The following is a 19,911-nucleotide window of genomic DNA, read 5'->3' as shown; positions in this document are numbered from 1 at the left end:
CCGTCGGAACCACGGTCCTCACATCACGCCCCGCACGTCACATCGACTCGATGAGTCGTTCCACGCGCTCGTCGACGCTGCGGAAGGGGTCCTTGCACAGCACGGTGCGCTGCGCCTGGTCGTTGAGCTTCAGGTGCACCCAGTCCACCGTGTAGTCGCGGCGCGCCTCCTGCGCGGCACGCACGAAGTCCCCGCGCAGCTTGGCGCGCGTGGTCTGCGGGGGCACGGCGGTCGACTCGAACACCTCGAGGTCCGTCGTGATCCGCTCCACCATGCCGCGTGCGGCGAGGAGGTTGTACAGCCCCTCGGTGCGCGAGATGTCGTGGTAGGCGAGGTCGAGACGGGCGACGCGCGGGTCGTCGAGCTCGAGCCCGTGCTTGGCGCGGTAGCGCTCGATGAGCCGGTACTTGATCACCCAGTCGAGCTCGCGGTCCACCAGCGAGAGGTCGCCCGTCTCGAGCGCCCGCAGTCCCCGCTCCCACAGGTCGAGGACCTGCTTGACCACCGGCGTGGGCGACATCTCGGAGTCGACGAACTCCTTGACACGCTGGAGGTACTCCCCCTGCAGGTCGATCGCCGTCACGGTGCGCCCGCTCGCGAGCTGCACCGGCTGCTTCGCCGTGACGTCGTGGCTGATCTCGCGGATCGAGCGGATGGGGTTCTCGAGCGCGAGGTCGCGCATCGGCATGCCGGCCTCGACCATGCGCAGGATCAGGTCGGTCGTCCCGACCTTGAGCATCGTCGTGGTCTCCGCCATCGACGAGTCGCCGACGATGACGTGCAGGCGCCGGTAGCTCTCGGCGTCGGCGTGCGGCTCGTCGCGCGTGTTGATGATCGGGCGCGACCGCGTGGTCGCGCTCGACACCGCCTCCCAGATGTGGTCCGCGCGCTGCGACAGGCAGTAGACCGCGCCCCGCGGCGTCGAGAGCACCTTGCCGGCACCGGTGAGGATCTGCCGCGTGATGAGGAACGGCACCAGCACGTCCGACAGGCGCGCGAAGTCGCCCTGGCGCCGCACGAGGTAGTTCTCGTGGCAGCCGTAGGAGTTGCCCGCGGAGTCCGTGTTGTTCTTGAACAGGTGGATGCGTCCCGGCAGCCCCTCGTGCTCGAGCCGCTGCTGCGCGTCCGCGACGAGCCCCTCGAGGATCCGCTCCCCGCCGCGGTCGTACGCGACGAGCTGGCGGACGTCGTCGCACTCGGCCGTCGCGTACTCCGGGTGCGAGCCCACGTCGAGGTACAGGCGCGAGCCGTTGCGCAGGAAGACGTTCGACGAGCGCCCCCACGCGACGACCTTGCGGAACAGGTAGCGCGCCACCTCGTCCGCCGACAGCCCGCGGCCGTCGTCCGAGGCGCACGTGACGCCGTACTCCGTCTCGATGCCGAAGATCCTGCGGTCCATCCGTCCTACCCCCCGTCCGACACGTCGGCGACCGGTGCCGCCCCGTCCGCGGGAGCCTCCCGCAGCAGGTCCTCGAGCACCGAGCCGGAGAGCCGCCGGAACGCCCGGCGCGGGCGCGTGCGGTCGAGCACCGCGGCCTCGAGCTGGCCGGCCGGGATCTCGCGCGCGGCCGACTCCCCGGCCCCGTCCCCCAGCGCCCGCACGGCGAGGCGCAGCGCGTCCCCGAGAGCCATCGCGGGCTCCCAGCCGTCCGCGAGGATGCGGCCGAGCTGCTCCGCCTGACCGCCCATGACGACGTAGCCCTGCTCGTCGGCGACCGAGCCGTCGTACGAGATGCGGTAGAGCTGGTCCTGCGCCGCGGTCGGTCCGACCTCGGCGACGACGATCTCGACCTCCATGGGCTTCGACTCCGTGGTGAACACGGTGCCGAGCGTCTGGGCGTACGCGTTCGCGAGCCCGCGCGCGTTGACGTCCGTCCGGTCGTAGGAGTACCCCCGCAGGTCGGCGTACCGCACGCCCGCCACCCGCAGGTTCTCGAACTCGTTGTACTTGCCGACCGCGGCGAACGCGATCCGGTCGTAGATCTCCGAGATCTTGTGCAGCGCGCGCGACGGGTTCTCCGTCGCGAACGCGATGCCGTCCTCGTAGGCGAGGGCCACGACCGAGCGACCACGGGCGATGCCCTTGCGCGCGAAGTCCGCCCGGTCCTTCATCAGCTGCTCGGGCGAGACGTAGAAGGGCATCGTCATGCGGGCTCACCTCCCGGAACGGCGCGGCCACCGGCCGCGCCCTCGCGGCGCTCGGTCACGATCTGCTCGACCACGGCCTCCAGCTCGTCGCCGGGCACGCGCTCGTACCCCGCGCCCGTGACGACCGCCACGACCGGCCAGATCCGCCGCACCGTGTCGGGGCCACCGGTCGCGGAGTCGTCGTCCGCCGCGTCGTAGAGGGACTCGACCGCTACCCGCACGACCGCGTCGCGGTCCATGCCGGGCCGCCACAGCTTCTTCAGCGCGCCCCGGGCGAACACCGAGCCCGAGCCGACGCTGTGGTGGTCGCGCTCCTCGTAGCGTCCGCCGGTCACGTCGTAGGAGAAGATCCGGCCCTGTCCGCGGTCGAGGTCGAACCCGGCGAACAGCGGGACGACGGCGAGGCCCTGCATCGCCATCCCGAGGTTCTGCCGGATCATCGTCGACAGACGGTTCGCCTTGCCGTCGAGCGAGAGCAGCGCCCCCTCGATCTTCTCGTAGTGCTCGAGCTCGAGCTGGAACAGGCGCACCAGCTCGACCGCGAGACCCGCCGTCCCCGCGATGCCGACGGCCGAGAACTCGTCCGCCGGGAAGACCTTCTCGATCTCGCGGTGGGCGATCATCGGGCCCATCGTGGCGCGCCGGTCACCGGCCATGACGACGCCGCCGGCGCCCTCGGCCCCGAACGTGGCCGCGACGATCGTGGTCCCGTGCGGCGCCTCAGGGGCCGATCCCGGGTGCGTCCCGGCACGGCGCGACGGCAGCAGGTCCGGTGCGTGGCCGGAGAGGAAGTCGAGGAACGACGACGACCCGGGGGTCGTGAAGGTGTGGGGAAGGCGCGGGGACTGGTGGGTGCTCATCGGCGCTCGACCACTCTTCCTACTCGCCGCCCTTCTGCACGAATCCCCGGACGAAGGACTCCGCGTTGGTCTCCAGGACCTCGTCGATCTCCTCGAGGAGCGCGTCCACCTCCGCGTCGCGGGACTGGGCCTGCGGTGCCGCGGGGGTCTCCGGGACGTCCGGCTCGTCGTCGGGACGCCGGTCCTCGTGCGACGCGTGGGTGCGTTCCGTACCCGCCATGGTTGCCTCCTCGTCCGCCGGGCACGCCCGGCGCTCGTCGTCCCAGACTCGCGTGCGAACCGGGCACAGCCGGTTCCTGCTCGCACGCGGCGCCCCGAGGGGCGCCGTCGTGCCTCCAGCCTAGTCGCCGGAGGCTCACCCCGGTGCGGCGAGACCTGCGAGGAGCGCCGCCGCGTCAGGGCTCGCGTCGAGCAGCGCCCCGATGTGGGCGCGCGTGCCGCGCAGCGGGTCCATCATGGGCACGCGCTGCAGCGACGGCGCGCCGGGGACGTCGAAGATCACCGAGTCCCAGCTCGCCGCGGACACCTGGTCGCCGTAGCGGGCCACGACCTCGCCCCGGAAGTAGGCGCGCGTGTCCTCGGGCGCGTGGTGCACCGCCGCGCCGACCTCGCGCTCCGTGACGACCCGGTCCACGGCGCCGGCCGCGAGCAGCCGGTGGTAGACGCCCCGCTCGGGGCGCACGTCCGACCACTGCAGGTCCATCGCCGCGAGCCGAGGGTGGTCCCAGCCGATCCCGTCGCGCTCGCGCAGGCGGTCGAGCAGTCGCAGCTTCGCGACCCACTCGACGTCGCGCGCGCACGCGTCGCGGTCGGTCGCCAGGCGCGTCAGCACCGACTCCCAGCGTGCGAGCACGTCGCGCGTCGGCCGGTCGACGCCGTCCTTGCCCGAGAGGCTCGCGGACGCCTCCGCCGCGACCTCGAGGTACTCGCGCTGGATCTCGAGCGCCGTGAGCGAGCGCCCGTCCGCCAGGCGCAACGGACGCTTCAGGTCGAGGTCGCGGCTCACGCGCTGCACGTCGCCGACCGTGTCCGCGAGGCGCAGCCCGGCCAACCGCGCCCGCACGGCGTGGCCCAGCTCCTCGAGGTGCTCGACGAGGAACAGGACGAGCGACGTCGTGCCCGTCTTGAGGTACGTCGCCGGCTCGAACAGGTTCGCGTCGCCGATGATGAGGTGCAGCCGGCGCCAGCGCTGGCGGTCGGCGTGCGGCTCGTCCCGCGTGTTCACGATGGGGCGGCGCAGCGTCGTCTCGAGCCCCACCTCCGCCTCGACGTAGTCGGCGCGCTGGGAGACCTGGAAGCCGTGCTCCTCGCCCGCCGGGCCCAGCCCCACGCGTCCCGAGCCGGCGAACACCTGGCGGGTCACGAGGAACGGCGTGAGGACCTCCACGACGACGCCGAACGGCACCGCCCGGTCCACCAGGAAGTTCTCGTGCGTGCCGTAGCTCGCGCCCTTGCCGTCGACGTTGTTCTTGTACAGCACCACCGGCGCGCCGGGCGCGTTCGCCAGCTCGCGCGCGGCGGCGAGCATGACCCGCTCCCCCGCGACGTCCCAGCACACCACGTCGTGCGGCACCGTCACCTCGGGCGACGAGTACTCGGGGTGCGCGTGGTCCACGTACAGCCGCGCACCGTTCGTGAGGATGACGTTGGCCGCGCTGGGGTCGTCGTACTCCTCCGTCGTCGGCCGCGCGAGCTCCTGGAGCGACCCGCCCCGCTCCCCGTCGTCCGCCACCGGGCCGGACGGCGCCGGCGCCGACGGGTCGTCCGTGAGCATCGACGGGTGCGCCGAGGCGCGCGGCACGTGGAAGCCGCGGGCGTCCTGCAGCGGGTCCTCGTCGTCGTAGTCCCAGCGCGCACGGCCCCGTGCGCCGTCGCTGCGCGCCGCCAGCGCCCGGTACGTCGTGACCACCTGGCTCGACATGAGCATCGGGTTCGCCAGGGGCTGGCCCGGCTGCAGGACCCCGTACTCCGTCTCGATGCCCATGACCCGTCGAACGCTCACGCGCCCACCCTATGCCGCACGAGCGACACCCCGCGCCCGAGGCGACGTCGCGTGGACGACTGCGGCGGGGCGTGGCCGGAGGGGCGGCCGTGGCGGGTCGTGGCGGGTCTGGCGGGAGCGTCGCGAGGGACGAGCGGCGCGGATGGCGGACCCGGCACGGCCGCCCCGGAGGTCACGCCCCGGCGCACCCCGCACCCGGCACGCGACCCCGGCGCGGACGCACTACAGGTACTGGCCCGTGTTGGTCACCGTGTCGATCGTGCGCGGCGACCCGCCCTCACCCTTCTTCTGGACGATCGTGCGGATGAAGACGATGCGCTCGCCCTTCTTGCCGCTGATGCGCGCCCAGTCGTCGGGGTTGGTGGTGTTGGGCAGGTCCTCGTTCTCCTTGAACTCGTCGACGCAGGCGGCGAGGAGGTGGTCGACGCGGATGCCGCGCTGGCCGGTCGCGAGAAGGTCCTTGATGGCGGACTTCTTCGCCCGGTCGACGACGTTCTGGATCATCGCGCCGGAGTTGAAGTCCTTGAAGTACAGGACCTCCTTGTCGCCGCTGGCGTAGGTGACCTCGAGGAACTGGTTCTCCTCGTCCTCGGAGTACATCCGTTCCACGACGGAGCGGATCATCGCGTCGAGGGCCTCGCGCTGGTTGCCGCCGTGCTCGGCGAGGTCGGCGGAGTGGATCGGCAGGTCGTCCGTGAGGTACTTCGCGAAGATTTCCTTCGCGCCCTCGGCGTCGGGGCGCTCGATCTTGATCTTCACGTCGAGACGTCCCGGGCGCAGGATGGCCGGGTCGATCATGTCCTCGCGGTTGGAGGCGCCGATGACGATGACGTTGTCGAGGCGCTCGACGCCGTCGATCTCGGACAGCAGCTGCGGCACGATGGTCGTCTCGACGTCGGACGACAGCCCCGTCCCGCGCGTGCGGAACAGCGACTCCATCTCGTCGAAGAACACGACGACGGGCGTGCCCTGCGACGCCTTCTCGCGCGCGCGGGCGAAGATCAGCCGGATGTGCCGCTCGGTCTCGCCGACGTACTTGTTGAGCAGCTCGGGGCCCTTGACGTTGAGGAAGTAGCTCTTCGCCGTGCCGGGCTCGACGGGCTCCCCGCGCGAGCGCGCCACGGTGTGGGCGAGGGAGTTCGCGACGGCCTTCGCGATGAGCGTCTTGCCGCACCCGGGCGGGCCGTAGAGCAGCACGCCCTTGGGCGGCCGCAGCCCGTGCTCGCGGAAGAGGTCCGGGTGGGTGAACGGCAGCTCGACGGCGTCACGGATCTGCTCGATCTGCGGTCCGAGGCCCCCGATGTCCTCGTACCGGATGTCCGGCACCTCCTCGAGGACCAGCTCCTCGACCTCGGACTTCGGGATGACCTCGAAGACGAACCCGGACCGGGTGTCGATCGTCAGCGAGTCACCCACCCGCAGCGAGGACCGCGCGACGGACCCGGCGAGACGCACGACGCGCTCCTCGTCGGCGCGGCCGACCACGAGCACGCGGTCGGCGTCGAGGATCTCCTTGACGGTGACGATCTCGCCCGTGCGCTCGTAGCCGCCGGCGGCGACGACGGTCATGGCCTCGTTGAGCTTGACCTCCTGGCCGGGGCGCAGCCGCTCGACGTCGATGCCGGGGCTCGCGCCGACGTGCATCTTGCGCCCGGACGCGGAGACGTCGACCGACCCGTCGGGGTGCGCCGCGAGGAACACCGCGTACGTCCCCGGGGGCTTCGCGAGCTCGTCGATCTGCCGCTTCAGCTCGAGGATCTGGTCGCGGGCGGCACGCAGCGCCTCGGCGAGCCTCTCGTTCTTCGCGGAGAGCAGCGCGAGCTCGCGCGCGGCGCTCGTCGCACCCTCGTCGCTCCGGCCGAATGTCTCGCTCATCGGGTGTCCCCTCTCGCGGTCGGGTCCTCGACCTTAGGCACAATTGTCGTCCGCGTACATGCACGACACTCGTGGTGAGACGGCGACGCGGAGGATCGTCACCCGACCGTCACGCGTCAGGCACGTCCGCCGAGCGCTCTGCGCCGGGAGCCTCCGCCTGGGGCGCCTGCCCGACGTCGCGCCGCACGCGCCGGATCTTCTTCTCCGACACGGGGCGCTCCCCGAGCTCCTCGGGCGACCACTGCTGCTCGTCGGTCGGGTACGCGCCCTTGGCGGGCCGACGCTTGCGCTCGGGCGGCGCGACGCCGTCCGCGAGGCGGCGCGCGGTCAGCAGGAACCCGGTGTGCCCGATCATGCGGTGCTGGGGACGCACCGCGAGGCCTTCGAGGTGCCAACCGCGGACCATCGACTCCCACGCGACGGGCTCGGCGTACCGGCCGTCGGCGCGCAGGTCCTCCGCGAGCCGGGACAGCTGCGTCGTCGTCGCGACGTAGCACACGAGCACGCCGCCCGGCACGAGGGCGCGGGCGACGACGTCCAGGTTCTCCCAGGGGGCGAGCATGTCGAGCACGACGCGGTCGACCGTACCGTCCGGCGCCACCGTGGGCAGGACGTCGGCGAGGTCACCCACCGACAGGGACCACGCCGGGTGCTGCCCGCCGAAGAAGGTCTCGACGTTGCCGCGCGCGATGGCGGCGAAGTCCTCGCGCCGCTCGATGGAGTGCAGCTCGCCCGCGTCGCCGACCGCGCGCAGCAGCGACATCGTCAGCGCGCCGGACCCCACGCCGGCCTCGACGACGCGCGCCCCTGGGAAGACGTCGGCCATGGCGACGATCTGGCCCGCGTCCTTCGGGTAGACGACCGCCGCGCCGCGCGGCATCGACAGCACGTAGTCGGACAGCAGCGGGCGCATCGCCAGGTACTCGATCTCCGCCGTGTTGCGCACGACCGTGCCCTCGGGGCGGTCGATGAGGTCGTCGTGGCGCAGGTAGCCCTTGTGGGTGTGGAACGTGGCGCCCGGAGCGAGCTTGATGGTGTGCAGGCGCCCGCGCGGGTCGGTGAGCTGCACCTTGTCGCCGACGCGCAACGGGCCGCGGCGCTGCGCGGCCCCCGTCGCGGGCGGGCGGGGCGCGTCGGGCTCGTCGGGCGTCGTGGTGGTCGGCTCGTCGGTCACGGGCGACCATCCTACGGGCGCCCGTGGGCGGACCGGCGACTCAGCGGCGCCGGGCGTCGCGCAGCGCGGCCACGACCCGGGTCACCTCGAGCGCGCCGACGACGCGCCCGCCGTCGACGACGGGGACGACCGACGCCTCGCGACCGGCGCGCGCGAGCGCCGCGAGCATGTCCTGTCCCGCGAGCCCGGCGTCCACGGTCCCCTGGGCCGGGACGGGGACGGCGACCGCCGTGACAGGCGTGCTCTCCGCCACGTCCGGCGGCACCGCGGCGGCCGCCGCGGCGTCGACGTACCCGACCGGGCGCCCGGCCGGGTCCACCACCACGGCGAGCACGTGCGGCCCGCCGGCGCGCGCGACGTCGCGACCCACCGCGGCGACGGACGCGTCCGACGCCACGGGCACCGCGGGCCGCGCGAGGCCGCGCACGCTCAGGCCGGACACCGCCTCGCGCGCCCGGCCGGCGGCGATCGCCTGCCCCGCGCCGGACCACAGGAACGCCCCGATGAGCGCCGCCCAGGCGACGGTCCACAGGTCGGGGCGCACCCCGAGCGTGAGCGGCCACAGCAGCGCCCACCCCACGACGCCGACGGCGACGGCACGCCCGACCCAGCCCGCGGCGACGGTGCCCTTCGTGCGCGACCCGGTTGCGGCCCACACGGCCGACTCGAGGATCTGCCCGCCGTCGAGCGGGAGGCCGGGCAGGAGGTTGAAGAAGCCGACGAACGCGTTGGAGAAGGCGCCCGCGTACAGCAGGAGCGCGGGGACGGAGAACGTGTCCTGCGCCTGGAACGCCAGCCACAGCACGAGCGCGAGCGCGAGGTTCGTGAGCGGGCCGACGACCGAGATGAGGAAGCCGTCGAGCGGGCGCGCCGACGTCCCGGAGTAGGCCGTGTGCCCGCCCCAGAGGGTGACGGCGAGCTCCGTGACGTGCTGGCCGCGGGCGCGCGCGACGAGCGCGTGCGCGACCTCGTGCAGGAACACCGACGCGAACAGCAGCAGCACGAACGCGAAGGACACCACGTAGATCTCGCTGCCGAGCCGGGGCGCGAGCCGCTGCACCGTCGGGGCGAACAGCACCGTGAGGACGACCGCCGCCACGAACCACGACGGCGTGAGGATCACGGGCGCGCCGGAGACGCGACCGATGACCCATCCCTTCGTCCGGCCGGCCGCGTCCTGCCGTGCGGGCCTGGGAGGGGTTCGGGGCGTCGGTCGGTTCACCCTGGAAGGGTATGCGGTCAGCGCCCGACTCCGGCCGCCTCGCCCGCGAGCAGGTCGACCGGGTCGCCCCCGACGATGCGCGCGAGCATCGCGAGGTCGACGAGCTCGAGGGAGGGAGCGCGGCTCAGCCCGGGCGCCGGCTCGACCGGGACGACCGCCTCGACGCCGAGCGTCGCGGCACCCGACGCGCGGGCGGACGCGATGCCCGCCGGGGAGTCCTCGATCGCGACGCACCGCGTGACGTCGACGCCGAGCCGCTCGGCGGCCACCAGGTACGGCTCGGGGTCCGGCTTGCCGCGCTCGACCTCGTCCCCGCACACGAGGACGGCGAACGCGTCGTCGGGCGCGAGGGCCGCGACGGGTCCGGCGAGCTCGCGGTACGACATCGTCACGAGCGCGCACGGCACGCCCGCGTCCCGCAGCTGCCCGAGCAGCTCGCGCGCGCCCGGCTGCCACGGCACCTCCACCTGGACCTGCTCGATCACGCGGCCCAGGAGGTAGCGGACGATCTCCTCGACCGGCAGGTCGACGCCGCCGCGGTCGCGCAGGATCTGCGCCGACGTCAGCAGCGGGTTGCCGACGAGCTGCATCGCGTCCTCGTGCGTCCACGTACCGCCGTGCGCCTCGACGAGCTCGTGCTCCGCCGCGATCCAGTACGGCTCGGTGTCCACGAGCGTGCCGTCCATGTCCCAGAGCACGGCGGCGGGCAGACCCTCGACCGGTGCGGCGCTCTGACCTGCAGAAACGTCGTCTAGCGAGAGGGTCAACGTGTGCTCCTGTAGTCGCGGTGCATCAAACGGTGCATCAAGCGAGGGTATCGGCAACGCCCGGCATAGAGGTCGGGCAATCTGGACATCGGCGTTCGCCGCACATATACGACCCATGACGAACAACACCATCGCGCCCAAGATCACCTCCTGGGCGGAGCTGTGGGCGACCGACCGCGAGGTCCTCAACGTAGGCGAGGTCGCCTCACTCTTAGGCGTCGATCCGAGGACCGTCGCCTCGTCTGTCCACGCCGGTGAACTGCCCGGCACCCGGCTCGGGCGACGACTGCTCATCCCTCGCGCTCCGTTGCTCGACCGCCTGGGCGTCAGGGCACCCGCGGCATGAGCGCCGAGGAGAGGATGTCGCGACGCAGGTACGGCGAGGGGTCGATCTCCCCCTACCGGACTCGCACCGGTGCGCAGCGCTATCGCATCCAGTGGTACGAGCCGCGCGACTTCAAGAACCCGGAACGCGGTAAGCATGCCGTGGGCAAGGCCGGCTTCCTGACTGAGGACGAGGCGCGCCTAGAGCTCAAACGCCGCCTGGTCGCCCTTGCCGATGGCAAAGCTAGGCCGGCATCGGGCGACAGGTTGACTTTCGACACGTACGCGCGGAGGTGGCTGGCCGGTCACTCCGTCGGAGAAAACACGCGCGCGTACGTCTCGCGAGTCATCGACGACGTCGAGTCGCATATTGGACGCCTGCGTCTGGCCGACATCCTTCCCAGCGACCTCGCGGCGACCTACCGCGCCCTGGAGGCAGGCGTCGGCCGCGCATCCACGACGAAGGGCGGCGGTCCCCTTGCGCAGTCAACCGTCGCGCGCTACGCGGGCTGGCTCGTCACAATCTTCAACGCCGCGATCGAGGATGACTTGATTGCCAAGAACCCAGCCTCAAACCGGCGCTCCGGAAGGCCCAAGGGCTCAGCGGCCAAGCGCAAGAAGCCGATCGTTGTTTGGACCCCCGAGCAGGCCAGGCACTTCTGCTCCTGGGCGAGCGCCACGCAACAGCACTGGGCGGACGCGTACGAGATCCTCGTCCGCACGGGCCTGCGCATCGGCGAGCTTTTCGGACTCGCGTGGCCGGATATCGACCTGTCTCGCGCGACGCTGACGGTCGCTCGACAGGTCCGGACTGTTCCCGGGAACGGTGAAGATCGGCAGCGGCTCGGTCCGCCCAAGGGCGGGAAAATCCGCACGATTCGTCTGGACAACACGTCGGTACGAATCTTGCAGGAGCTCCGCCGCAAGCAGATGTCAGCTCCGCAGAGCCTTCGTCTCAAGCGTCACGCGGTGTTCATCGACCGCCCAGGAGCGAAGGCCACCAAGGCTGCCTTTCTCCACGCTCTGCACCGCGCCCAGGACCAGTACGCGGCAGCGCACCCAGATGTGATCCTGCCGCGGGTGTGCACGCACGACCTGCGGCACACCCACGCGTCGCTGCTGCTCAGCGCGAACATCGACATTAAAGTCATTCAGGAACGTCTCGGGCACGCCACTGCCAAGCTCACTCTCGACACCTACGCGCACCTCATGCCGAACGCGCACCACACGGCGATGAGCAAGTTGAGCAGCATGCTTGACGCTCTGCCCGGCAGTGAAGACGCGGCAGGCGGCCGTGACTTCACTTAGCGGCTAGGAACCACGCGGACTGTCTTGCCAGGAGACGGCGCCAGGTGCCGATCGCCAACGCTCGTCGGCGGCGCTCCTGGCCACTCGGATCATCTCCTCCACATGCGCTCTACGTACTTGCACCCGACAAACTTCTCGCAGTGCCGGTCTATGAATCTCCCCGGCAGTGTCGGCGATGCGTTGTCCGCACAAAGCGTGACGTCGATCCGTCAGGTGTATTGGAGCTTGGCGTTCCAGCGCGTAGTACCCGTTCGTCGCGGCTGTGGGTATCGAACCTACAGTCGCGACTCACGCGAGCAACGCAATCAGCAACGAGAGGCCCCTATGACCAGCATCCCTCCGCTTTATGTCCGCCACGTCTTCTCACGTGCATCCGCGGCCCTCGAGGCCGACCTGACCACCGCGCGAGGCGACCTGGCGCTCGAGCGCGAGCTCACCCTGATCGTCACGATACTCGGCGACCAGGTGCTCACCCCGCTCGCCGTGATCGCCGTCCAGCAGGAGCTGCGCACCCAGGTGAGCGCCGGGATGATCACCAGCGCCGAGCACCTGATCGACTAGGCGATGACGTCCATCGACCTGCGCTCGGTGATGCTGAGCGCGCCGCTGGCATGAGCCGGCGCGCACGTAGCGCGCCGCCGGTCACGCGCGCGGCGCTCACCAGCGCACTGGTCGGCACCGCGGTGATCGCCGTCGGTGCCTTCTGGCTGAGCTTCCACGCGCTCACCGATCTGGCGCTGCGCTCCGGTGTGCCGCGCGAGCAGGCGTGGGTGTGGCCGTTGATCGTCGACGGTGTGATCATCGTGTCCACCGTCGCCGTGTTCGCGCTGCGCGGCCATTCCCGCGTGATCACGACCTACCCGTGGGCGCTGCTGCTCGGCGGCGTCGTGGTGTCGGTCGTGGCCAACGGCGCGCACGCGACGCTCACCGAGACCCAGGTGCCTGACGTTATCGCCGTGGCGGTCGCGACCGTGCCGCCGATCGCGCTCGTCGCCGCCACGCACCTGAGCGCCCTGCTGCTCGACCGGACGAACCCCGGTGCGGGCTCACTGTCGTTCCCGTGGCCGCGCCGACGCCCCGCGCCGGCCGCCGCCGCTGCGAAGGTCGAGACGACCCCGGACGCGATCGCACCGGCGGCGCAGCGCGTCGCCAAGCCCGCCGACCAGCGCCCCTCGGGCCGCAGCAGGGCGATGGCCAGCGAGGAGCAGATGCGCGCCTGGCTCGACGAGCAGCTGGCCGCCGGCGTCAAGCCGACCGGGGCGTCGTTCGCCAAGCGGTTCGGCGGGTCGGCCTCGACCGGGCGCCGGCGCCTGGCAGAGCTCAAGGGCGAGCTCGTCGACGCCTGAGGCACTGACTGGCCAGGGCTGTGCCGAGGCTCCGCGGCACGTTGCCCGGGCGCGTCGGTGCCGTCCGTATGATCCACGCCATGACGTCGCCGCATCTAGACCGACGGGTCGTGCACACCCCGGATGACGCGGAGTACCTCGCGGCGATGCACATGAGGTGGCTCGGCCTGACCGACGCGCGCGTGACGCCGCGCGGTGCGGACGCCGGCGTCGACGTGCGCTCTTCGCGCGCGATCGCTCAGGTGAAGTTCCGCACCAACGTCACCGGTCGTCCGGACCTGCAGCGGCTGTTCGGAGCTCGAGGTCACGCCGACCACCTCGATCTGCTCTTCTTCGTCTACGTCGGCTACTCGGCCCAGGCGCTGCAGTACGCCAGCGAGGTCGGCATGCTGCTGTTCGAGTACGACGTCACCGGCTCCGTCACCGCCGTCAACGACCTTGCCCGCCGTGCGCACCTGGCAGCCGTCGCCCGCGAACGTGCCCAGGACCCCGCCCCCGCAGTGGCCCCCGAACGAGACCAGCAGGATCCCCCGAGTGCTGCACCGGCGCGGCAGTGGAAGCCGTGGAGTGCGGGCGTGGTCACGCTCCTCGTCGCGGCGATGACGCTCACCGCCTTCGCCGGGATCGGGTTCCTGGTCTGGCTCATGACGCTGGAGGGGCTGGCCTTCACAGTCACGCTCCTGCTCGGCGCCCTTTCGGCCGCGGCGTACTACGTCGTGTACCGCAGCCGCCGTGGGCCGGCACGAGCTCGCCGCGCTCCGGCTTCCGTTCCCCAGCCCCAGGCGGCCGCGGCCGTGCCGGTCGCGCCGCGCCCGTCCACCGGGGTCGCGTGCGAGTACGACCCGCAGACGCGCTCGGTCCGGCGCGTCCTGGTCTCCGTCACCGGAGGGTCCGTGGCGTTCGAGCGCGTCGACGGCGGGCACAGCACGACCCTGCAGGGGCTCACCGGGTTCGCGGACCCCGACGAGGTTCGTCAGGCACGCGCACGAGCTCGCGACGAGCTGGCGCGCCTGGGGCAGACCCCCTGGCTCTGAGCGCCGAGGGCGCTGTGCCGCACATCCGGACGGGGTGAGCACCCTCACCTGGAGCCCGGACGTCGCTGACGCGATGGTCGAGGCAGCGCGCCGCGCGCACCACGGCGGTGAGCCGGTCGCGCTCGAGGTCACCTGCGGCGACGGGTCGACGTTCACCCGCACCTACGCCCCGGCGTTCGGACGCTTCGCCGACTCCGGCCCGTCGAGCCCTGCCGCACATCTGCCGGGCATGAGCACCCTCATCGTCGGCATCTCGGGCAAGAAGCGCCACGGCAAGGACACCGCCGCCGAGGCGCTCGTCCGCGACCTCGGCTTCACCAGGGTCGCGTTCGGCGACGCCCTCAAGGAGGCCCTCTACATTCTGGACCCGATCCTGTGGTCGTGGCGCTGGCTGGTGCGCACCCTGCTCGGCAAGCCGATGCGCCTGCGCGAGCTCGTCGACACGGTCGGCTGGGAGGCCGCGAAGGAGATCCCTGAGGTGCGCCGCCTGCTGCAGCGGATGGGCACCGAGGTCGGGCGCAAGATCCTCGGCGAGGACACCTGGGTGCGCATCGCGATGGAGACGGCCGCCGCAGTGGGCAGGCCGGTCGTCATCACCGACGTGCGACACCTCAACGAGGCCGAGGCGATCCGTGGCGCCGCCGGGGTCCTGCTGCGCGTCGAGCGCCCCTCGCTCGCCTCCAGCGACGCCCACTCCTCGGAGACCGAGCTGGACGGCTACGACGGCTTCGACGCCGTGCTCGTCAACGACGGCACCGTCGCGGGCCTGCACTCCGCGGCCCTCGCCGCCGTCCGGACGCTCTCCGGCTCCGGGGTCGTGGCGGGCATGGCCGCGTGACCCAGACCGGGCCCGAGCCCGGCGCGGCCGTCTACGTCGACCTCGTCTCCGACGCGCTCGTGCTGACGATCGCCCCGGACGAGCCGATCGAGTCGATGCTGCAGGTACGCGTGGCCGGGCGCACCCTGCGCCAGGCGATCGCCCCGGTCATGGCTCAGGCCGCCGTGGACGTGCGCGTCGCCGAGGCCGAGCGCATCGCCGAGCTGTTGCACGAGCGCCGCTTCGGCGCCCAGGCCGCCGACTTCCCCGACACGTTCGCCGCCGGCATGCTCGCCGCCTCCCGCCTCGCGTGCACCGGCGCGCACCCCGGCTCCACCCACGGTGAGGCGCTGCGGTCCGCGACCGCCCGGGCGGCGTTGGCGGGGCCGCCGGTGGCGAGCACCGCCGAGATCGACCGGGTGCGCCGCGACCTGCAAGCCCTGGCCGTGCGCGTGGCGTCCCTGGCCGACGCCACCGGTACGCGGCCGCCCGGCTGGAACGAGGCCGTCCGCGAGGCCTCGACGCTGGTGGCCGAGACGGTCGCGCACCTGCCCGCCGCCCCACCCGACTGAGAACGAGCCGCCGCCGCACATATGCCCTGTGCCTGTGCCGCCCCGACTCTGGAGAAGACCCCGATAACGCAGATCGCCGTCACCCTCACCGCGACCAGCAATCCCGCCCTCGCCCCCGACCTGCCCGCGCGCGGGCTGCTGGACTTGTTCGAGATCTCCGCCGACGGCAGGGACGTGACCGCGGTCTGGCGCGCGCAGAAGGCCGACGGGTCCTACGCCGCACCGGTCGTGGCGCCCGACCCAGCCTTCACGTACGTCCACCCTGGAGCCGAGGTGGACCGCGAGGCCGCAGGGGTAGCGGCACTCGTCGAGCTGTTCGAGTCGTTCGACGACGTCGAGGACATCCGCTCGCGCGCGCTCGACATGGTCCGGGCCGTACTCAGCGCAGCTGACGGGCGCGTCGCCGCGCTCAGCGACGCGGCCGCCTGATCGGCCGCGGGCACCGATGACGCACGAATCGGTCAGCGGGCCGGCGAGCGACACCGACCGGTTGGCCGCGGCCCTGCGAGCCGAAGGACTGCTGCACACCGACGGCCAGCGCATGACGCGGACCGTCGACGTCGACGTCGCGCACCTGGCAGGCCTGCTGCGCCGCCACGGCCTGCTGACCGACGTGCCCGGCCCCGCGGCGATGCCGGTGCCCACACGCCCCCGAGCCGCTGGATCGCGCGGGCTCGAGCTCCACCTGTCCCCGTCAGGCGCCGGCCATCCCTTGTCGCTGCGCCGACGCGACGGCCAGGTGCTGGTCACCATCGACGTCGAGGACTCCGCGAGCTACGACCTGGACGAGGCAGAGCTCACCTTCATCATGGACGGCGCCGCCGAGACGAAACTGTCGGTGGGCCTGCTGCAGGGCTTCGCCGACTTCGAGGTGCATGTGCGCGGCCGCGCGGGCACGCTGCGGGTGCAGTTGCGGCGGGACGGGCAAGCGTGGCTGGAGGTGCGCCTGCCGGACGGGAACGCGCTGCACACACGCCTGGACGGCAACGACGTAGCCCGCCTGCTCGTGTGGCTCATCACCCACGAGGTTCACCCGACCACCACGATCGCCGCGCACATCGCCCCGACGCTTGCAGGCCTGCACACCCCCGCGGGGCGCGTGCGCGACCTGCTGCGCGCCGTGCGCTACGTGCCGCCGGTCAACGACGCCGTGCACAGGTACGCCTACTTCGACCGGGTCGCGCGCCACGCGGCGAACATCGGGACGTACGCGACCGGCCGGCTCGGCGGCGTGCTCGTGCTGGCCCACCCCGGCGAGGACATGCACGCCGTCGCACGGCGCTGGCAGCGCAACCGCGACCGGTCGGGCGGCCAGTGACCGTGGCCGCCGCGGCCACCATCGGCCAGTGCCTGCCCGCTGCCCCGACCCGAAGGACACCCCTGTGACCGACGAGACCTACGCCCCCATCGAGCCCGGCCCTGGACACGCCGCGTTCTGCGGCCTGCTCGACCCACACCTGCGCCACCGCCACGCCGACGACACGTACTCGGTCTGCGACGGAGTCAAGAGGCGACGCCGCACGCCCGAGTGGCTCGACCGCGCCCGCGAGGGCGAACGTGCCACTGGCGACGACGGCATCGCGCTCGTCAAGGGCCCCTATGACCTCTGGTACCAGCTCGACAGCGAGGGCCAGCGGTCGGGCATCGGCGTCCCGTCCTACGCCGTGTGGGCGGCGCCGGCTCCGGCGCCCACCGTCCAGGAGATCGCCGCGCAGGCGGTCGCGCGCTTCTTCCACGCGAGCATGGGCGGCAGCGAGCAGGACGTGCCCGCGCCCACCGTCGGCGACGTGGCCATCGCGGGCGACGTCGTGATCGCCCTGCGTGTTGCCGGCCACCTCAAGGCCGCGCCGAACACGTGACGTGAGGGTGTCCCCGCGGCAGCGCCCTGTGGGACGCTGCGGAGCATGGAGCCCCCGGACCGGTTCGTCGACCGCGACATGCACGGCTGGTGGCGCATGGGCGTCGAGGGCGAGCCGCAGTACGCGAACTCCGACCGGTACCGCTCGGGGCACTACCTAACCTACGAGCAAGCCGCCGCCGAGCACGGCCCGCTGCGCCCCGTCGAGCCTATGAGCGAGCAGGACCAGGCCACGATCGCCACCGCACTGCGCTCGGCCAGGACACGGGCCGTCGGCACGCTCGCCGCGGCGCTCGGCAAGGTGTGGGAGGACGGGCTGGGCCGCCTTCGCGACGGTGACCTCGCCACGGCCCAGCGCGCACTCGTCGCGGGCCGGCCCTCGTCGTGGGAGGCGAGCCTGCTGCTCGAGGTGACGTACTTCGGTCGCGACCTGCTGCACGGCTCGCCGCGGCGCCTGGACGCCGGCGCTCTCGACGCGCTGCACGACCGTTCGACAGCCTGCCCGATTGGGCGCAGGACACGCACCGCGAGAAGGCGGCGGCTCAGCTGGCCGCGGTCGGGCCGGACATCGCCGCAGCCGAACTGCGCAGCGAGGCCGGCCGCATCGACGCCGGGGCGCGCACCCAGACCGCCTGGACCGTTAGGAACCGCCTGCGCCAGCGCGCTGACCAGGTCGAGCGGGAGGCGGGCCGATGACCGCCGCCGCCGTCCGCAGCCCACCGACGCCGCTGGAGGACGCCCGAACGCGGGCCGTTCCCACCGGGAGCGGCCCGCGTTCACGCCGACCCTACGGAGTCGACTGCGTCAGGATCCTCCACCCGAACAGGTCGGCGCCCTCCTTCGCATAGGCCCCGAACCCGTACGGGCTGCAGTGGCGCCCGTCCTGCCCGTTCGGCACCCCCGCGACACCGGAACACATCGACAAGTCGACGGTGGCGTCCCAGTAGATGCCGGACACGATGCCGACGGCGCGCGGCTTGAGCCCGGTGCTGGCCTGGACGAGGTCAAAGATGGGGCCGCCGCTGTCGCCGCTACCCCACAGGGGCTGTCCGTTGAAGTTGACGATGCGGGCGACCTTGGCGTTGTCGATGTCGGAATCTTCGTAGTCGACGTAGTAGTCCAACTGGACGACCTGACCGCCGCACACGAGCCCAGAGAACGAGCCTGAGCTGCACAGCTCCTGACCGACGATGTAGCTGGACGCGACCGCCTCGACGCCGATGAACGCGTCGCTGGTGTACTCGTTGATGTAGATGTACGGGTAAGACCAGTCGGTCGTCATGACCGCGGTGTCACGCACGAGAGTGCGGTTGACCATCGTCCCGTAGGAGTAGGCCGAGACGCCTCCCTGGACGATCTCCGTGCGGACCCACTGGGAGTTGTTCTGGCCACAGTGGGCGGCGAACATCATGCCGTAGGCCGAGTCGGAGTACCGCTGAGCCGGCCAGCCCGTCGAGCACCTCCCGTACAGGTACCCGTCATCGAACCGCTGGATCCTGGCGCCGCCCAGGTGCAGGTTGTCCTGCAGGCGTCCGACGGCAGCCTCGGCCTCGACCGGCTCGTTGACCGTGACTGGCACGCCGGCCTGGCGGCTGAGTGCGGCGGCTACGTCCTCGGCGCCCTGGGAGCGTGCCGAGCGGCCAGAGGTCGCCGTCGACGCGTCGACGTCGACCGAGACGCCCGAACCGTCGGCGTTCACGCCGGCGCCAACCACCTTCGTTCCGGACACCTCGGCGCCGGCGAGACTCTGTGCGGCTCTGCGCAGGTCACCCGGAGCGATCGCCGCCTCCACGACGGTGAGCTCGGCGCTCGGGACGATGTCGTCGGGCAGGTCGCCGTACCAGGTGACCGCGATCTCGGTGCGGTCGTCGGAGACAGCGACGGCGCCGAAGCGGTCGTCGTCGGCGTAGGTCGCCTGGATCCGCTCGGCCTCAGCGGCGAGTTCCTCGGGGATCGGAGGCAGGGTGAGTCGGTCCGCGAGCGTGTCGGGGTCGATTACGGAATCCGGGTCGGGGCCTGCGGGGGTGTCGGGTAGAGGGTTGGGAACCGCTTCGCCTGCTGCTGCGGTCATCCCGCCGAGGCCGAGGGCGGCCGCGGTGAGAAGCGCAGCCCCTGCGCGGCGCAGTCTGGTGCTCATTGCTCTCCTTCGAGTGTGAACTTGACCTGCTTTCCGTCTACTTCGACGGCCGTTACCTCGCTGACCGCATGGGTGCCAGGGAGCTCGACGACTTGGCTGATTGGCTCGTAGTTCGCGGCGCACTGGCCGCTCTTGCGCGCGGCGGTGGTGACCTCGATCGTGGATGGGTCAGTCCACTGCACGGACTGCGGGACCGGGACGCAGCCAGCGCTGCCCCACGTGGTCAGGGTGAGGCGTGCGGGGTCGGTGCTCGAGTCCAGGAGCACACTGCTCGACCCGTCGGGAGGCGGCTTGATCCCGGCGTCGACCGCTGGGAACGAGTCGACGACGATCGACGCCGTCGAGGACTCATCGCCCGGGGCCTCGGCATTCGCGCACCCCGCAAGAAGGACAGGCACCGCGATCGCCACCAGCCAACGTCGGCCCATCTGGCCCCGCCCCCTTGCGCACCCGTCGTGGCGAAGACG

General features: G+C 72.1%; 21 protein-coding genes. 10 read left to right on the top strand and 11 right to left on the bottom strand.

Translation table 11 applies throughout. The annotated features are described in order from the left end of the window. Positions 1-37: 37 nt before the first annotated feature. The 9 genes from pafA to ACFTZA_RS04000 form a co-directional block, all read right to left on the bottom strand. On the bottom strand, positions 38-1,399 hold the full coding sequence (gene pafA / locus ACFTZA_RS04040) for a Pup--protein ligase (RefSeq protein ID WP_378191031.1): 1,362 nt from the start codon (positions 1,397-1,399) through the stop codon (positions 38-40). Between the two features lie 5 nt (positions 1,400-1,404). Continuing rightward, the gene (gene prcA / locus ACFTZA_RS04035; protein ID WP_378191029.1) at positions 1,405-2,148 is read right to left on the bottom strand and encodes a proteasome subunit alpha; all 744 of its coding nucleotides are present in this window, start codon (positions 2,146-2,148) and stop codon (positions 1,405-1,407) included. Further along, a complete protein-coding gene (gene prcB, locus ACFTZA_RS04030; protein ID WP_378191027.1) occupies positions 2,145-3,008 on the bottom strand; it encodes a proteasome subunit beta in 864 nt (287 codons plus the stop codon). Before prcB ends, prcA begins: the two co-directional genes overlap by 4 nt. Positions 3,009-3,027: 19 nt before the next feature. Next, positions 3,028-3,228 carry a ubiquitin-like protein Pup gene (locus ACFTZA_RS04025; protein WP_378191025.1) on the bottom strand — a complete coding sequence of 67 codons (201 nt, stop codon included), beginning with the start codon at positions 3,226-3,228 and terminating at the stop codon, positions 3,028-3,030. A gap of 135 nt (positions 3,229-3,363) precedes the next feature. Beyond that, positions 3,364-4,992: a depupylase/deamidase Dop gene (dop, locus tag ACFTZA_RS04020; protein ID WP_378191427.1), complete on the bottom strand. Its 1,629-nt coding sequence runs from the start codon at positions 4,990-4,992 to the stop codon at positions 3,364-3,366. 240 nt (positions 4,993-5,232) lie between these two features. Continuing rightward, positions 5,233-6,885, bottom strand: coding sequence for a proteasome ATPase (arc, locus tag ACFTZA_RS04015; protein WP_378191023.1), 1,653 nt, complete (start codon positions 6,883-6,885; stop codon positions 5,233-5,235). Between the two features lie 109 nt (positions 6,886-6,994). After that, the gene (locus ACFTZA_RS04010; protein WP_378191021.1) at positions 6,995-8,059 is read right to left on the bottom strand and encodes a tRNA (adenine-N1)-methyltransferase; all 1,065 of its coding nucleotides are present in this window, start codon (positions 8,057-8,059) and stop codon (positions 6,995-6,997) included. Between the two features lie 40 nt (positions 8,060-8,099). Further along, positions 8,100-9,281, bottom strand: coding sequence for a site-2 protease family protein (locus ACFTZA_RS04005; RefSeq protein ID WP_378191019.1), 1,182 nt, complete (start codon positions 9,279-9,281; stop codon positions 8,100-8,102). A 17-nt stretch (positions 9,282-9,298) separates the two neighbouring features. After that, positions 9,299-10,048: an HAD family hydrolase gene (locus ACFTZA_RS04000; RefSeq protein WP_378191017.1), complete on the bottom strand. Its 750-nt coding sequence runs from the start codon at positions 10,046-10,048 to the stop codon at positions 9,299-9,301. A 115-nt stretch (positions 10,049-10,163) separates the two neighbouring features. On the opposite strand from ACFTZA_RS04000, the gene ACFTZA_RS03995 reads away from it, so the two are divergent. The 10 genes from ACFTZA_RS03995 (at position 10,164) to ACFTZA_RS03950 (ending at position 17,308) form a co-directional block, all read left to right on the top strand. After that, positions 10,164-10,394: a helix-turn-helix domain-containing protein gene (locus ACFTZA_RS03995; protein ID WP_378191015.1), complete on the top strand. Its 231-nt coding sequence runs from the start codon at positions 10,164-10,166 to the stop codon at positions 10,392-10,394. Beyond that, positions 10,391-11,680 (top strand): tyrosine-type recombinase/integrase, encoded by a 1,290-nt coding sequence (locus ACFTZA_RS03990; RefSeq protein ID WP_378191013.1) that lies wholly within the window; start codon positions 10,391-10,393, stop codon positions 11,678-11,680. The genes ACFTZA_RS03995 and ACFTZA_RS03990 overlap by 4 nt, the downstream gene beginning before the upstream one ends. A 324-nt stretch (positions 11,681-12,004) precedes the next feature. Further along, entirely contained in the window at positions 12,005-12,241 is a 237-nt protein-coding gene (locus ACFTZA_RS03985; RefSeq protein WP_378191011.1) for a hypothetical protein, read from the top strand. Positions 12,242-12,291: 50 nt separating this feature from the next. After that, positions 12,292-13,026 (top strand): DUF2637 domain-containing protein, encoded by a 735-nt coding sequence (locus ACFTZA_RS03980; protein ID WP_378191010.1) that lies wholly within the window; start codon positions 12,292-12,294, stop codon positions 13,024-13,026. Positions 13,027-13,136: 110 nt separating this feature from the next. Next, positions 13,137-14,060, top strand: a complete 924-nt coding sequence (locus ACFTZA_RS03975; RefSeq protein ID WP_378191008.1) for a restriction endonuclease — start codon at positions 13,137-13,139, stop codon at positions 14,058-14,060. 34 nt (positions 14,061-14,094) lie between these two features. Next, on the top strand, positions 14,095-14,898 hold the full coding sequence (locus tag ACFTZA_RS03970) for a hypothetical protein (protein WP_378191005.1): 804 nt from the start codon (positions 14,095-14,097) through the stop codon (positions 14,896-14,898). Then, the gene (locus ACFTZA_RS03965) at positions 14,895-15,449 is read left to right on the top strand and encodes a hypothetical protein (RefSeq protein WP_378191002.1); all 555 of its coding nucleotides are present in this window, start codon (positions 14,895-14,897) and stop codon (positions 15,447-15,449) included. The genes ACFTZA_RS03970 and ACFTZA_RS03965 overlap by 4 nt, the downstream gene beginning before the upstream one ends. A gap of 21 nt (positions 15,450-15,470) precedes the next feature. Then, positions 15,471-15,878 carry a hypothetical protein gene (locus ACFTZA_RS03960; protein WP_378191000.1) on the top strand — a complete coding sequence of 136 codons (408 nt, stop codon included), beginning with the start codon at positions 15,471-15,473 and terminating at the stop codon, positions 15,876-15,878. A 16-nt stretch (positions 15,879-15,894) separates the two neighbouring features. Next, complete coding sequence (locus ACFTZA_RS03955; RefSeq protein WP_378190998.1) at positions 15,895-16,767, top strand: hypothetical protein; 873 nt, start codon at positions 15,895-15,897, stop codon at positions 16,765-16,767. 64 nt (positions 16,768-16,831) lie between these two features. Beyond that, positions 16,832-17,308 carry a hypothetical protein gene (locus ACFTZA_RS03950; protein WP_378190996.1) on the top strand — a complete coding sequence of 159 codons (477 nt, stop codon included), beginning with the start codon at positions 16,832-16,834 and terminating at the stop codon, positions 17,306-17,308. Positions 17,309-18,094: 786 nt separating this feature from the next. On the opposite strand, the gene ACFTZA_RS03945 is transcribed toward ACFTZA_RS03950, so the two are convergent. Continuing rightward, complete coding sequence (locus tag ACFTZA_RS03945; RefSeq protein ID WP_378190994.1) at positions 18,095-19,444, bottom strand: hypothetical protein; 1,350 nt, start codon at positions 19,442-19,444, stop codon at positions 18,095-18,097. After that, a complete protein-coding gene (locus ACFTZA_RS03940) occupies positions 19,441-19,854 on the bottom strand; it encodes a hypothetical protein (RefSeq protein WP_378190993.1) in 414 nt (137 codons plus the stop codon). Before ACFTZA_RS03940 ends, ACFTZA_RS03945 begins: the two co-directional genes overlap by 4 nt. Positions 19,855-19,911: the final 57 nt, after the last annotated feature.

The sequence above is a fragment of the Cellulosimicrobium sp. NPDC057127 genome, from assembly GCF_042670945.1.
GTDB lineage: Bacteria > Actinomycetota > Actinomycetes > Actinomycetales > Cellulomonadaceae > Cellulosimicrobium.
Note: the sequence above shows the minus strand (reverse complement) of the source record. Positions and strands in the feature narration are given on the sequence as shown.